Genomic DNA, 14,207 nt, shown 5'->3' on the forward strand with positions numbered 1-14,207 from the left:
GCGGAGGGCTTCGTCTTCCATACCAGGGCGCGATTCGGGTTCGTGGCTCCTGCAGGCTCCTCGGACCAGTACTTCGCGCCCTCCCCGCCGTCGCCGATCCACAGGCCCAGGATGTCCCGGTGTCCCTCGGCGGTGACCGCTACTGCCATGTAGACAGGCCGGTTGGCGACGTGCCCGTCCCTGACCTTCACGTTCACACAGTCGATGAAGACGACCGGGTAGACGCTGTCCAGCGGACGGTTCTGCCATTCCGTCATGCCGGCCATCACGCTGTCGGTGATCGTGGAGATCGTGGACTTGGAGATCTCCGCGCCGTACACCTCGGCGAGATGCGCGGAGATCTCCCCATGTGTGAGTCCTTTCGCCGACAGCGACAGGACCATCTCGTCCACCCCGCCCAGACGCCGCTGCCGCTTCTTGACCAGCTGCGGCTCGAACGACCCGGCCCGGTCTCGCGGCACCGCGATCTCGACCGGCCCCGACTCGGTGATCACCGTCTTGGACCGGTGCCCGTTGCGGTAGTTCTCCCGACCGCCCTCGGCCCGCTCACCGGGCTCGTGCCCCAGGTGATCAGTGAGCTCGCCCTCCAGCGCGGACTCCAGCACCCGCTTGGTCAGCTGCTGCAGCAGCCCGCCCTCCCCGGTGAGCTTCACCCCACCGGCCTGGGCCCGGGCCACCAGCTCGGCGACCAGCCCCTCATCCACGGCGCCCGTCCCACTCACAGCGGCCTCCCCGGCCTCGATGCCACTCGTCACGTCAGTCATCAACTGTCGCTTCCAGATCGGGAGTTACACCGCTCACCGTACAGACCCTTCACAGGCTGGTCCCCCCAAGCTCCTGGCGGTCCCACAGGACTACCGCATCCGCTTTGGCCATCGTGAGGATCAGGGGGCGGGTGATGAGGGCCTGCGGATGACAATCGGATCTGCGGCCTCGGCGCGGGCGCGCGTCATGGCGGCCTCGACCTCCTCGCGGGTGACTTCCTTGTAGAAGCGTTCCCCCTGGGCGTCGGTGATGTCGATGACGAGACCCGTCCACTCCTCGGCAGGCTCCTCCGGCACATGCCCGAGCTGGTACTCGGCATCCTGGAGCAGTTCCTCCGTCACCCGCACACCGGTCAGCCGCTCGGCGAGGGCGAGGACCGCCGCCTTGGTGTCGACGCGCACGCCGGTGTCGCCCTCGTCGTCGGAAAGATCGAAACCGACCTCACGCATCACCGAGTTGAGGGCGTCGGGGGTGCCGCCGTCCCTGGCCATGGGCCACTCGAAGGCGGTCCGAAGCTCCCCGTCCTCATACCAGTGGAACAGGTGGATGGGCTTACCTCCATTGCTGGAGTGCACCACGGCACGCCCACCCGCCGACAGGGCTTCCAGGAAGCGCGGCTGCATAGCCACGCCGCCGTCGAAGTGCAAAACAAGTGTCCAGTCGCCGCCCGCGCCTGGCACGGTGAACGCGCCCGCGAGGAAGGACTCGTAGGAGTAGTCCGTCGCGTCGAACAGTTCCTCCTGCTGCTCAATCAGCGCGTCCACCCCCGTGCACATGCCTTGCGGCTCCGCTTCCATTACCCGCAGCACCTCCCCTGGGGCAACGCCGCGCACCAGGGTCAGGGTGTATCCGGTCTCCAGCGCGTAGCGGAAAAACGGGGAGGACCGTATCCAGGCGTAGTCATGTGCGGTCACCGAAGTCATGCACCACAGTTTGCCTGCCACCACTGACAAGGGCTGGTGAAGCAGGCGAGGCGCTGTCGCAACCCGTGGACATCCCGCGTCGATCGCAGCTGGCGAACGCCTCCCGAGCCAATGCTCAGGTGCTGTTCGTCCGTGTGCCCGAAGCCGGCCAGGAACAGCGCACTCACGGAACAAGCGCTCTGTGCCAGTACGGGAGGACCCGGGTCTTCCCTGCGGCACGCAAGCTGTCGACCAGGCCGGCTGCCCCCGGCAGCCCGATGCGTCCCTCGCCTTCGGTGACCTGTGCACACTCACGGCCCTGCCCAGCGGAGCGACCTTCGTCTTCGAGATCGTCCAAGGCGCAGAACCGGTCCTGAACGTCGTGGGAGCGACTTCCATGACTGTCCAGCCCCGACTCGTCAGGACACTCTCATTTCCGTCCCCAACAATCTGCCAGACGCCTCTCAAGTGATCGACCGGCGACTCGGCATCCCCGACCTGTGGCCTCTGGCCCCTGAGAGGTGGGACGAGGACTCGACTGGACGTTCCGACTCCTCCACCCCCGTAGAACGCGTCGGCCTGGATCTTGGCGGGCGCCGCTTGTCCTTTCTCCTTTCTGGAGTTCGTCGGCCCCGGTCTCCCTCTGCTTGTTCAGGCGGGATCAGCGCGTCACGCCGAGGGTGGCGATCAGGTCTTCGTGCAGCTCGAACCAGACCCGGTGGCAGGAGTCACGGTCGGTGCCGGTGATCCAGGCAGGTTCCGCATGTGCCTTGGTCAGGGCTTCGGTGAAACGCTGCTGGTAGCCGGAGAACCGGTCGAGATGGGCCGTCAGGCGGCCCTCGAGCCCGGCCAGCGCAGCGGCGGGGCCTTCGAGCGCCGTAATCGTCTGGGCGAGGGTCACGGTCTGATCGTCGATGCCCATCTCGGCCAGCTGCCAGGCGGTGCAGGCGGCGGCCATGAGGTCGTTGAGCGGCAGGAAGTCCCGGTGGACCTTCTCGACAGCTGCACGGACGCCGGCTTCGTCGAGCTCAGCCGCCAGCAGCCGCTCCCCATGTGCTTTGCCGGACTCGGTCAGCGACCAGCCCCCGTCACCGGCGAAGGAAGAGAAGGTGATCCAGCCCTGGGCCTGGGGGTCCAGCAGGTACTCACGCGCCTCGTCCTCAGTCATGCTCAGGCGAGCGGCTACCCGTGCGGTGTCGGCGTAGCCCATGGTCCGAACGGCGTGCAGCACCAGGAGGTCGATCGGGGAAGTCTGGCTCATCTGCGCTCCGTGGTGTGATCTCGTTGCCGGGCCTGTCCAGCGAGGGCGACGTTGCCGCGGCTGCCGTCCACGACGACGCAAAGTCTGTCGGCCAGCACAGTCATCGCGTCGTCGGCGGCCGTGACTGCCGGAATCCGGAACTCGCGGGCCACGATCGCAGCGTGGCTGAGAACCCCGCCGACCTCGGTGACGACCGCGGCGGCGCGGGCCAGCAGCGGGGTCCAGGCCGGTGAGGTCGTGCGACATACCAGCACGTCACCGGACCTGAAGCGGATGAAGTCGTCCAGCCCGCCGATCATCCGTACCAGCCCGGTTGCGGTGCCGGGGCTGGCCGGCGTGCCTGTGACAAGCGCCTCGCCGGCATCGCGGGCCGCATGTCCGTCCGGCACGGCAACCGTGGTGATGGGGCGAGCTTGCAGCACCCATACCGTGCCGTCGGCGATGGCCCACTCGACGTCTTGCGGGCATCCGAACGAGGCCTCGATCCGGCGGCCGGTCTCGCCCAGCGCGCGCACCTGCACCGCGGTCAGGACCGTCTCCACGACGGTCTCCGGGGTCGTGAGCACGTCGCCGTCGATGGTCCACCTCTGCGGGGTGAGGCTCCCGTTGACGACCTTGTCGCCAAGTCCGCGAGCCGCCTCGATCACCACCTGGTCGGCGCCGGTGACCGGTTGGCGAGTGAACAACACCCCGGCCACTTCGGCGCGGACCAGCCTCTGCACGATCACCGACACCACGGGGTCGGCTGACCGACTTGTCCGGGCGGTATACGCGGCGGCCTGCGGGCTGGTTCCGGACGTGTCCGCGGGGCTGCTGGCGACGTTCGCTCTGGAGGACGACGGGCGTACGTACACGATCAGTACGTCCGGGGTGCGGTGGCGACGGCGTGACTACCTCGCACCGTGGATGAACGGCCGGACCGGCACCAAAGTCTCGGTACGGCACCTGCCCCACCACGACGACACCATCGAAGTCTTCGACGCCACAACCGGCCGCCACCTCGGTTCGGCATTCCTGGCCGCCGCGGCGAGCCGGGAGCAGATCCGCTCCGTCCAGGCAGCACGCACCGCGGCCGCCCGTCGGCTCAAGGCTGATCTGAAGGCCGCGGAGAAGCTGCGCCGCCGGCGCTTCGAAGCCTCCACCACCTGGCTTTGTTCACGAGAACCGACAGCACATGTTCACCACTTCGGGAGGCACTGGAGTGATCCCTGGATTCGAACAGACTCTGTGCGGAGGTGAGCCGGTCTCCCTCTCTGAAGGACCACTTCGAGTCATGTGACTGTTGATCCCGACGATCGGGTCCGGGGAGCGTGGCCGCGCCCGCCGCGCACGCCTCCTGCGGTAGTTCCCGGATGGAGGGCCGCGGGGCCCCGGGGGCCGGGGGCGGCACCTCGAAGGCGTAACAGCCTGTCACAAACCGCTCATACACGAAGATAAAGGCCCGTGGCGGCCCCTGACCGAGCACTTCCGCGACCACGGTGACCGCCTCGCCCTGCCGCGTCACGCCGACGAAGCCCTTGGCGGGCTTCGAGGGAGGGAAGACCTGGACGATCTCCGTATCGGGAAGGCTGCCGTCGGCCGCTGCCTCGCCCAGCCGGTCGCGGAGCACTTCGACGTTCTCCCGCAGGTTCTTGCGCGCCTGGGCCTCATCACGCGCCGGCTGTGTCTCCAGCCAGATCCACACGCCGACGACGGCCACGAGCAGCAGTCCCAGAACGGTCAGGCATCCGTTGAGAAGGCAGCCGCCCGGCGTACCCGTCCGGACCTGTGATCGTCTCGCCATAGGCACAGCGTGTACCGCAGGTACACGACAGGCCCATCCACTTCCCCAAGTCGTGACCGAAGTGCATCATCACCAGCGAAGCGTCTCGCGGGACCCCACAGCCGAATCTCATCGGTACGCCCTTCGAACACTTTCGGACTCACCGCCTCCCGAAGTGGTGAACATGTGCTGTCGGTTCTCGTGAACAAAGCCACACATCCGGATCCGACCGCAACCAGCCCTGCAACGAACGCAGCTCCCCCGCACCCGACTCCACATGCACCTCTAACCGCACCCAGGCCTCCCCGCCTACCAGCACAGCCGCCACCACCGACGACCGCTGATGGCCATCGTCCTCTACCAGCCCGGCACTCCGCGGCACACTCCGCAAGATCGCCCCGAGTACCGCGGGCACGGCTCGCAGGAAAAGGTGGCTGCAGGCCGGGGGTGCCCTCGGCCGCGGGCGTCGCGCGCCCTCTCCTCCAACGACCACCGCGATGTGAGCTCCGAGACCCGCGAACACGTACGCGAGGTCGCGGCCCGCCTGGGATACCGGGCGTCCGCCACGGCGCGCGCCTTGCGCACCGGCCGGAGCCGCGCCCTCAGCGTGATCGTCCCGGACTCCTCGTGGAGTTGGTACGAAGCAGGCGTGCGCAGCGTGTCCCGCGCCGCCGCTGAGCGCGGCTACCGGGTACTGCTGCACGTCGTCCCGCTGGATCTGACGTCCACCGCGCGCGGCAAGGGCAGCTCGCCGACTGCGACCGCGATCGCGGACCTGGCCGATCTCCCGTCCGAGGGCCTCATCCTGTTCGCCCCCGCCCTGCACTCCTCCGTGCAGGAACAGGCGGCACGGCTGGGGCTGCCGGTCGTCGCCGTGGACGACGTCGCTCGCGACAATCCAGTGCCCACGGTGTCCTGCGACAACCGGGACGGGGCGCGCGCCGCCGTCGGCCACCTCCTCACGCGCGGCCGGCGCCGCATCGCCCACCTGACCATCTCGCCGCATGTGGGCTTCGCGCGGGACCGGCACCAAGGCTATCTCGACGCCCTCGCACAGGCGGGCATCCGTGCCGACAGCCGGCTCGTCGTCACCCACCAAGCGATGACACCACCTGCTCGCATCCCGGAACTGGAGGAATTCCTCGCGGAGGGACCGGAGTGCGACGCGCTGTTCACCGTGAGCGACTTCATGGCGGCTGCGGCCCTACGCACACTCCGGTCCACCGGACGCCGTGTCCCGGACGACGTGGCCGTCGTGAGCTTCGACGACGGCACCTCGGCCCCGCTGCTCGATCCCCCGCTGACCACGGTGCGCCAGCCGTACGACGCCATGGGCGAGACGGCAGTGGACCTACTGATGCGCCAGATCCGGGGCGAGTAGATCCAGCGGAACGCTGGCAGCTGCCCGGAACACTCATCCTCAGGGAATCGGCCGGCTGACCGAAGCGCAGACCTTCGGCTCCGACACCTGTGGGGCTCGGAAACTCGTCGCCGTAGGTCAGGCCACGTATCTGTACTCGTTGATGACTCCGCCAAGAACGCGGGTACGCAGGAGCTTCCGCGTAGTGCATCGAAGTGGCTTCACCGGCTGTGATCAGGGGCCATGTCATCTCCCGGTGGTGTGACTCCAGTGAAGTGGATCAGCTCCGTCCCGGCCGCATAACTCCTTGACCACTGCGGATAGTTGGACGGTCAGACGTGCAGTGCGACGCTGATGGCGCTCCAGGATTCCGGGAATTTGCTCGCGGAAGGCCTGCCGACGGCAGCCCGGGGCCGGACAGGCCAGCCGCCGTATCCTCACCCAGACCACGACTGGGCGGCCGTCGACCGGTACATCCCGCACCGTCCTGCCGTGATACCCGTGCACCTTCCCCGTCGGCACCCCGCACACCGGGCAGGGGACTGGACATCCCGGGTCCGGGCTGTGATCCGGACCACCTCGCCGCCGTCCACTACATCCTCAATGACCAGCGCCGAGAGCCCTGAAAACACCGTACCCACAAGCATGTTCGCATCATGCACGCCCCGTGATCACAAACGAGGACCCAGCGTCACCACCGACTACGGAACAGAGCCGTTCATTTGACAGACCCGAGAGAAGGTGGTCTGTCAGACGAGATCGCTGATGGCGCTCATCACGTGCTTGACCCGGGTGTAGTCGGCCAGGCTGCAGGAGGACAGATCTTTGCCGTGTCCTGAGTGTTTGAAGCCGCCGTGCGGCATTTCGGGGGTGAGGGGGCCGTGCGTGTTGATCCATACGCAGCCGAAGTCGAGGGCGGAGGTTGTGCGCAGGATGCGGGCGTGGTTGGTGGTCCAGACGGAGGAGGCGAGGGGGCCTCCGCCAGAACGACGTCCGTCACCGGCCGTGAGCCAGCCTCCAGCCCACGGAGCGTCGGTGGCCTTCAGCGCGCGACCGGCGAGCAGACCACCCAGGAACCGGACAATCACAGCGGTACCTCCATCCGGCGGGACTCTCCCGCCTCGCGGACTACGCGTAATGGGCAGCTCCGGCATAGGACATTCCCAGCGCTGCGGTGAGCTGCTTGATGTCGAGTTCGGCAGCGAGGGTGAGCAGCCGTGTCGAGCGCAGGATGCGGGGCAGCAGGCCGACCGGTGTGAGGCTGTCGCGGATGTGCGCGGCGCCCGCCGGCCCGTGGGTGGTTCTGGTCAGGCGGGTGACCAGGACGTGCGGGTTGTCCGTGCCCAGTGAGGCGCGGTGGGCGAGGCAGCCCTTCAATGCCTTCCATGTCGCCCCGTCGAGTACGAGGTCGACGGAGCGTCCCGGGAAACGCACAGCGTGGCGGGCAGGGGTGAGGTGGTCGAGGGTGAGGAGGCGCAGTTCGGTGGTGGTCGCTGCGTGGAGGAGTGCGGCCAACCCGATGAACGCCTCGTGCGGGTGCATCTCGCCGGGCCCGTTCCAGCGGTGGTAGAGCGTGCGCTGCTCGTCCAGGGTGAGCGTGGCGCCCCTGAAGCCGCGTGGCTGCGGGGCATCGAGGGGCGCGGCCGGGTTGTGCAGAACGGCTCCGGTGCGCTGGGCGTGGGCGAAGAACTGGTGCAGGCCTGCCAGCCAGGAGGCTCTGCGGGCCGAGTTGCGGGCGAGGAACGCCTCCAGGTCCGCCGTGGTCAGGGACGCCCACGTCTGATGGCCTCGGCCTGTGGCGTGCAGGGAGAGGTCCCGGACGGTGTCCAGGCGGATCTCGATGGTCTTCAACTGGTTCGGGCGCAGGCCCAGAGCAGCGGCGCGCTCGCGCTGGGCCAGCAGCGTCTGCGCGAAGCCGCGGACGGCTGGGCGCAGCGGGGCCGGTACGGCTTCGATGCGACGTTCCCGGCGGGCGGCGGCTGTCGTTTCCTCGACTGCCCTGGGGGCGTCGTGGAGGTGGTGGGCGTGGAAGAAGCCGGTGAGGGGCCGGACGAGCCGGGGATTGCTGTGCAGCGCGTGGTCGTGGAGCGTGCGGGGATCGGTTGTATGTGTGTCGAGGATCAGGCGGGCTGTATGGGTGACGATGTCCCCGGCGTAGAAGGGGTGGCGGTGCGTGAGCAGGTGGGTGGTGAAGGCGTCCCACCAGGACGGTACGGCGGGCATGCGGTGGGCCCAGGCTGCGGCTCGGGTTTGGACGGTGCGGGGCGAATGCTCGTAGCAGGGCTTGCACATGCCACGCGACCACTGAGCCGGAACACCGCATTGCCTGCAGGCGGTGACCGGCTCGGTCTCGGCCGGATCGGAACAGGGGCGGCACCTCTGGGTCGCGGCTTCGAGGGTGCGCCGGCGGCCGCAACGCTGACACGGGCCGCGCCCGGATCCGCCCGCGGCCCGGCGTCGGCACGCCGCGCACCGCTCCTGCTGCGAGCGCCTGCCGCCCCCGCAACCAGGGCACCTGCGCGAACACCACGCGCACAGACCCGAGTTGGGATGCAGTCGGCGCTGTTTCGCGCAGCCGGGGCAACGGCCCTGCACGGGGCCGGGAACGGGCGTTGACATGATTCGCCATTCACATGGGGCACGGCAGCGGGTAGCCGCACGGAGGTCACAGGGGAGGCAGTGACCGTCCCTGTACAGCCCCCAGCACGGCCGTCGACGGCTTCCTGCCTGCCGGTCCTGCCAGGACGGCTACCGGAACGGGAGGCGGTGTGGCGGGACTCAGCACGAGGAGATCTCCGGGAACGCAGTCCAGGGCCGTGCACAGGGCAGCCAGGGTGGACAGCTTCACCTGGGAGGGGTGCTTGGTGAACAGCGCGGACACCGAAGCCGCGGACAGGTGCAGCCCCGCTCTCTCGGCCAGCAGCCGCCTGAGCTGAGTCCCGGTCCACACCCCGCGCTCCGCCGCCGCCATCCGCAGCCGCCACTGCACGCCCGGACACGTGATGTGCACCAGCTTGGATTCTGGTGAGGTCATGTCCTCGCTCCTCTTCGGTCAGCCGGCCAGTGCGCGGACAGCGGAGTCGGTGGCGCGCTGCCAGGCATCCTCGACGAACCTCTGCGACGGCTTCACGTACGCCATCGTCGAGGCGATATGCCGGTGCCCGAGCAGTTGCTGGACCGCGATCAGATCCATCCCTCGCTCGTATTGGTGCGTCGCGCACGCCCGGCGTAGCGCGTGCGGGGTGAACCGGGTCTCCCCAATCGCCTGCTCGAGGTCAAGGAGCCGGGCCAGCCGGTCCCGGACCGTTCCTGCCTTCAGTGCCCGGCCCTCGTCGTCGCAGAACAGCGCCGGGCCGGCGGGGAACAGCGGCCGGACATCGGCCATGTACCAGGCGACAATCCGGTCCAGGCCCTCCAGCATGGGTGCCCACCGCGGCCGCGGTCCCGAGGTGTTCGCCGCCTTCCCGAACCGCACATGCAGCTTCCCCGACGGCCCGAGCCCCGGATACACATCGGCCTGGTCCAGGCTCACCAACTCACTGACCCTGACCGCCGACAGGTAGGGGGTGCGCAGCATGGCGTAATCCCGGTCCATGGCCCGGTAATCGCATCCGACAGCCACCTGGGAGCGGACGAAGGAGAAGAACGTATCCAGCCGCTCCCTGCTGGGAGGCAGCCCCACCGCGGCGTCGTCACCGGCATGCCGCACCCGGTTGAACCGGTCCAGCCCGCCCCTGGAGAGCGATACCCCGAATACGGCGCGGACCTGGACCGCGTACCGCTCCGCGACGAAAGCGTGCAAGGTGCGCAGCATCTGCAGGTACTGCCGGCGCGTCCCCGCCGCCAAGTCGGCCACCGCCAGAGCGTGGAGCATCTCGTCCACGTCATCGGTTTCCACGGCCCACACCGGGTAGTCGAAACGACCCACGACACGGGCGAGGAGGGAGGTGTAGCCGCGCACCGTCGTCGGAGAAAAACCGCGCACCACCCACGTCCTGGCGAACGCCCTGGCGCACTCGGCCTGGAACGCCCACGGATCCGCCCCGGCATCCGCGCCGGGCAACCCGCCTTGGACCAGACGCAGACCGCCCCGCTCCCCCACATCCACCCTGCAGCACCCCGAAGAATTCGTCCGTTAAGGCAGCACCTGAACCATCACGCCACCACCAAAGAACTCAACGACCCACCGGAGAAAAGGCAACCCCCCGCCAGCGAAACAACCCGCTCATCCACACAGCGGCGGCGTCAGGCGCTGTGCCTCGTCCAGCACCAGCACCCGCGGCTGCCGCAGCGCCTCCACCAGAAGCAGATCCGCCTCCCCCGTGCCGTGCGGGAGGCGTTTGTCCATGTCGAGTGCGTCGGCCAGCCCCCGCCGCAGCTCCGGCACCGTCGGGTTCACCCCTACGTGCACCCTGCGGACCCGCGCCGGGTGCGGCAGCTGAGACAGTGCGTACTGCAGCGCGACCGTCTTCCCGTGACCGGCATCCCCGTACAAGCACACCACCGCACCAACTGCTGCAGCATGCCCGACCGTTCGCAGTACCGACTGGACCGTCGGCGTCTGGACCACTTGAGCACCGGGCACCAGGACCGAGACCTGTGCCAGATGCTTCTGCTCCCGCAAGAACACCTGCCTGCCAGCACCCCGGCCGGCCACGACGTTCAGGCCCAGCTCGCTCAACGGATCCGGCCTGCGCTCCCCAGCGACCTCGATCTCCCGCTCGATCACCAGCGTCCGACCCGCCCTGCGGTCCCGGCGGACCACGCGGTGCAACGTCGACAACGACGGGACCTCACCCCCATCACCTCCGTCGGCCAGCCGGCGCCGCAGCTCGGCGACATTCCCGCCCACCCGGCCCAGCAGCGCCCACGCCATATCCGACACCGCGTAGCCCTGGCGGACCCCGGCCTCCGCCTGGCCCGTCGTCTTGGCCCGCTCCAGCCAGCGCCACACCGTACGCACCGACACACCCGACACGTCAGCGACCGCCCGCACATGCTGGGACGTCAATTCCCCGGCCTGATGTCGCTCCAGAAGACGCCGCACCACCAACGCTCTGGGCAGCCCGGCCGGGCGCCTCAGTCCGGTTCCTGTGTCCCGCTTCATCCCCCGATCAAACCCGGCACACCACCACCGACCGCATCAGAACTCTCGAACCTGAGACAGCATCACCTTCCATGAGATAAAGCCACGACAGCGATCCCCCACCTAGATCTCTCGCCCTATGACAGTGACAACCCCACCACCGACATCCCACTGACCAGCGCTGAAAGACCACAGGCCCACACCAGCACTACTGACTCTCACTACCACCAACACCAAACCGAGAGATCGCACCCAAAGACAACACACCACTGCCGACTGTCTCTCACCACCACTGCCCCAAAACCGAGAGATCGCAGCCCGGTGCCAAGGGGTCACGGCAAAGAGATTGCGGTCGACGGCGAGACGGAGCCGGTGATCGTGAAACTGGGCGTCTGGGTCTCGAACACAAAATCGAGGCGCGACAAGCTCAGCGCGGAGCAGCTTGCCTCGCTGCGAGAGCTGGGCGTCGACTGGGCGTAGAGCTAGTGCTCTGACCCGGATCAGGCCTGTCCTACGGGAACTGGGGCGGGGGAGCGCCCGGCCAGCGGGCGATCGCGGCAGGCGCTGGGGCCCACCCCAGGTTCGCCGGGTTGGCGGGTCACTTGTGCGCAGCCGAGGACGTCAACCCGGCGAACCTCTGCGGTCACAGCGTCAGAAGCTGTTGTCGTTCCGGTCTTGAGGGTTGTGCGTCGAACGGGAGTCTCGATCGGGTGGTTGCCGCTGGCTTCGGGTATGAAGGCAGGGCCTCTTGGTAGCTCGGGGTTGCGAAGCCAACCGAGATCCAGGAGACCCTGTTGTCGCAGTTTTACGTGCTCGCGTCGGTGGAGTTCAACTCGGCTGCACCGACGTGTGATTGTGTCGCTCACCGGTTCGGGAATGCGGCCGATCACCCGGAACGTGTTCGGCGGTATCCCTCGGACATGACGGACGGGGAGTGGGCCGTGGTCCGGCCGCTGCTACCGGTGCCTGGCTGGCTGCGCGGCCGGGGCGGGCAGCCGGAGGCGTATTGCCACCGGGTGATACTGGACGCGGTCCGCTACCTGGTCGACAACGGCATCAAGTGGCGGGCCATGCCAGCCGACTTCCCGCCGTGGGACCGGGTATACGCGTTCTTCCGCCGCTGGCGCGACCACGTACTGGTCAAGGAATTTCACGACCGGCTGCGATCGAGGATCCGCGAGAGGGAGGGGAGGGACTCGGAGCCGACGGCCGGCGTGATCGACTCGCAGTCCGTCAAGGCGGACGCCGTCGTCGGATCAGACAGCCGCGGCTTCGACGGAGGCAAGCTGATCAATGGGCGCAAGCGGCACGTCGTGGTCGATACCCTCGGTCTGCTGCTGGGGGTGATGGTCACCGCCGCGGACACCGGCGACCGCGCCGCCGCCCAGGTCCTGCTTGAGCAGGTGGCCGACGCGCACCACCGCCTCGCCCTGGTCTGGGCTGATGGCGGCTACACCGGCAGCCTCGTCGAGTACTGCCTGGCCACAATTGCCCTGGTCCTCGCGATCGTCAAGCGCAGCGACGACATGCGTGGCTTCGTGGTGCTGCCCAAGCGGTGGATCGTCGAGCGCCTCTTCGCCCACCTGATGCGAACCCGTCGTCTGGTGCGCGACTTCGAGCGCCGCACCGCCAGTGCCGAGGCGATGGTCTACTGGTCGATGATCCTGCTCATGACGCGCCGCCTGGCCCGGCCACACCCGGTGAGAGTGTGAACCGGCCCGGTGCCGGCTCGGCCAGCCAGCCGCGCGCGACCAGGCGTTTCGCTTTCGACCGCAGGGCTTCCACCCGCGCCGGCACTACCTCCATGCCGAACATGGCAGCCATCTCCTGGCAGGTCAGCGGACCTTGCCCGAGGCGGAGACGGTCCGCGAGGGTCTGCAGGATGCGCTGGTAGTCCACCGACAGCACCGACCAGGAGAGGCCCTCACGCCACACCGGCACCTGCAACTTCGGCTTCGGCTTCGCCGCATCCCCCGGACCCGGGGCGTCCTTCGTGTCGGCGGTGCCGCCACCATCCGGAGCCAGCACCGTATCGACCCGCCTGCGAGCGATCGCCCACTCCTGCCATTCCTGCTCGGCCACGGCCAGCTCGGCCTGGATGCGGTCGGCCTCCTCACGCAGCCCGTCGACCCGACGGCGAGCGGCGAGCTCGTACTGTTTCAGCAGTCCAACAACCGACGGCATCCGCGATCTCCCAGAGAGCGACAACACGACAGGCCACGACTCCCACGGAATCACCACCCCTATGCCTGACCAGCGAAAACGCCGTCCTCAAGTCCGGAAAGACAACAGCTTCTCAGGTCCTGTCGTGAGAAATGCTGGTCGCAGCCCTGCGGGGACTGCGACCAGCAGGTTGTGCCGTATCGCCACCGATCAGTGGCGATCAGCGGTCATTTCAGCCAAAGGGCTTCCATCGGAAGCCCACGGCCGGTGGTCCCCAGCTCGGTGATCCCGAACCCGCCGCCGTACCCACCGTCGATCCAGCCGATGTTGCTGACGTGGGCGGCGCCGTCCACCATCCCTGTCGTGTGGTCCAGGTAGACCCTGACCGCCTCGATCGGAGCGTCCGTGTTGACGTCGCCGACCTGGATGGTCCGGTTGCTGGGAGAGGTGCAGGAGTAATAGGCATCCCAGCCGTAGTTGGAACGGTGTGCTCTGGCACAGAACTCGATCGTGCTGGCGGGGAAGTGGAACCGGATTGAGTCGATGCTGATGGCCTGCCCGGTGCTACCGGCCCATTCCCCGTCGCATCTCCAGTCCTGCCAGCCGACCCTCTTGAGGTGAGCCTGGTAGCAGACGGTGCCGGTAGGGTTGTCCCTGGCGCTGGCGGAGCCCGCTCCCATGAACACAGCTGTGGCAGTGACCGCCGCCGCGGCGACTACACGGATCGTACGCTTCAACATGTGTGCTTCCCCGATTCCAGGGCCTCGGATGGCCCGGCGGGCAACGTTAGCGATCACGGTCCGCCGTGTCGTGAATCTGACATCGGCAGTTGCCAAATCGGAGAGTTCGGCACGGAATTGTGAATTCCGCCCGGTCCAGGAGCTGGGCCGGGGCCCAGTATTAGCCGT

At 68.2% G+C, this 14,207-nt stretch carries 13 protein-coding genes and 4 pseudogenes; 4 read left to right on the forward strand and 13 right to left on the reverse strand.

What is annotated here, in order from left to right; translation table 11 throughout:
- Positions 1 to 65 precede the first annotated feature (65 nt).
- From OG609_RS44590 to OG609_RS44605, 4 genes and pseudogenes are all read right to left on the reverse strand, one after another.
- Positions 66 to 764, reverse strand: a pseudogene (locus OG609_RS44590) (IS256 family transposase); the annotation flags it as partial.
- Positions 765 to 884: 120 nt separating this feature from the next.
- On the reverse strand, positions 885 to 1,688 hold the full coding sequence (locus OG609_RS44595; protein ID WP_327278458.1) for a DUF6461 domain-containing protein: 804 nt from the start codon (positions 1,686 to 1,688) through the stop codon (positions 885 to 887).
- 640 nt (positions 1,689 to 2,328) lie between these two features.
- Positions 2,329 to 2,928, reverse strand: a complete 600-nt coding sequence (locus tag OG609_RS44600; RefSeq protein ID WP_327278459.1) for a transcriptional regulator — start codon at positions 2,926 to 2,928, stop codon at positions 2,329 to 2,331.
- Entirely contained in the window at positions 2,925 to 3,782 is an 858-nt protein-coding gene (locus OG609_RS44605) for a PEP/pyruvate-binding domain-containing protein (protein WP_327278460.1), read from the reverse strand. The genes OG609_RS44600 and OG609_RS44605 overlap by 4 nt, the downstream gene beginning before the upstream one ends.
- On the opposite strand from OG609_RS44605, the pseudogene OG609_RS44610 reads away from it, so the two are divergent.
- Positions 3,727 to 3,918: pseudogene (locus OG609_RS44610) on the forward strand (Mu transposase C-terminal domain-containing protein); the annotation flags it as partial. The gene OG609_RS44605 and the pseudogene OG609_RS44610 sit on opposite strands and share 56 nt — an antisense overlap.
- A gap of 94 nt (positions 3,919 to 4,012) precedes the next feature.
- Here OG609_RS44610 and OG609_RS44615 read toward each other — a convergent pair.
- Entirely contained in the window at positions 4,013 to 4,627 is a 615-nt protein-coding gene (locus tag OG609_RS44615) for a hypothetical protein (protein ID WP_327278666.1), read from the reverse strand.
- A 562-nt stretch (positions 4,628 to 5,189) separates the two neighbouring features.
- On the opposite strand from OG609_RS44615, the gene OG609_RS44620 reads away from it, so the two are divergent.
- Positions 5,190 to 6,071 (forward strand): LacI family DNA-binding transcriptional regulator, encoded by an 882-nt coding sequence (locus OG609_RS44620; RefSeq protein WP_327278461.1) that lies wholly within the window; start codon positions 5,190 to 5,192, stop codon positions 6,069 to 6,071.
- Positions 6,072 to 6,332: 261 nt separating this feature from the next.
- Here the strand turns inward: OG609_RS44620 and OG609_RS44625 are convergent.
- The 6 genes and pseudogenes from OG609_RS44625 to OG609_RS44650 form a co-directional block, all read right to left on the reverse strand.
- Positions 6,333 to 6,712, reverse strand: a pseudogene (locus OG609_RS44625) (transposase family protein); the annotation flags it as partial.
- A gap of 87 nt (positions 6,713 to 6,799) precedes the next feature.
- Positions 6,800 to 7,021 (reverse strand): annotated as a pseudogene (locus OG609_RS44630) (aldehyde dehydrogenase family protein); the annotation flags it as partial.
- Positions 7,022 to 7,178: 157 nt separating this feature from the next.
- A complete protein-coding gene (locus OG609_RS44635) occupies positions 7,179 to 8,273 on the reverse strand; it encodes a hypothetical protein (protein WP_327278462.1) in 1,095 nt (364 codons plus the stop codon).
- Positions 8,274 to 8,715: 442 nt separating this feature from the next.
- Entirely contained in the window at positions 8,716 to 9,084 is a 369-nt protein-coding gene (locus tag OG609_RS44640; RefSeq protein ID WP_327278463.1) for a helix-turn-helix domain-containing protein, read from the reverse strand.
- 18 nt (positions 9,085 to 9,102) lie between these two features.
- Positions 9,103 to 10,158: a tyrosine-type recombinase/integrase gene (locus tag OG609_RS44645; RefSeq protein ID WP_327278464.1), complete on the reverse strand. Its 1,056-nt coding sequence runs from the start codon at positions 10,156 to 10,158 to the stop codon at positions 9,103 to 9,105.
- Positions 10,159 to 10,275: 117 nt separating this feature from the next.
- Complete coding sequence (locus OG609_RS44650) at positions 10,276 to 11,157, reverse strand: AAA family ATPase (protein WP_327278465.1); 882 nt, start codon at positions 11,155 to 11,157, stop codon at positions 10,276 to 10,278.
- 300 nt (positions 11,158 to 11,457) lie between these two features.
- Between OG609_RS44650 and OG609_RS44655 the strand changes: the two genes are divergently transcribed.
- Together OG609_RS44655 and OG609_RS44660 are read left to right on the forward strand one after the other, a co-directional pair.
- Positions 11,458 to 11,616: a helicase associated domain-containing protein gene (locus OG609_RS44655; protein ID WP_327278466.1), complete on the forward strand. Its 159-nt coding sequence runs from the start codon at positions 11,458 to 11,460 to the stop codon at positions 11,614 to 11,616.
- A 440-nt stretch (positions 11,617 to 12,056) separates the two neighbouring features.
- Positions 12,057 to 12,848, forward strand: a complete 792-nt coding sequence (locus tag OG609_RS44660) for an IS5 family transposase (protein ID WP_327277687.1) — start codon at positions 12,057 to 12,059, stop codon at positions 12,846 to 12,848.
- On the opposite strand, the gene OG609_RS44665 is transcribed toward OG609_RS44660, so the two are convergent.
- Entirely contained in the window at positions 12,805 to 13,320 is a 516-nt protein-coding gene (locus OG609_RS44665; protein ID WP_327277688.1) for a hypothetical protein, read from the reverse strand. The genes OG609_RS44660 and OG609_RS44665 overlap by 44 nt on opposite strands.
- A 206-nt stretch (positions 13,321 to 13,526) precedes the next feature.
- Positions 13,527 to 14,039, reverse strand: coding sequence for a hypothetical protein (locus OG609_RS44670; RefSeq protein ID WP_327278467.1), 513 nt, complete (start codon positions 14,037 to 14,039; stop codon positions 13,527 to 13,529).
- Positions 14,040 to 14,207: the final 168 nt, after the last annotated feature.

The organism is Streptomyces sp. NBC_01224 (assembly GCF_036002945.1).
Lineage (GTDB): Bacteria > Actinomycetota > Actinomycetes > Streptomycetales > Streptomycetaceae > Streptomyces.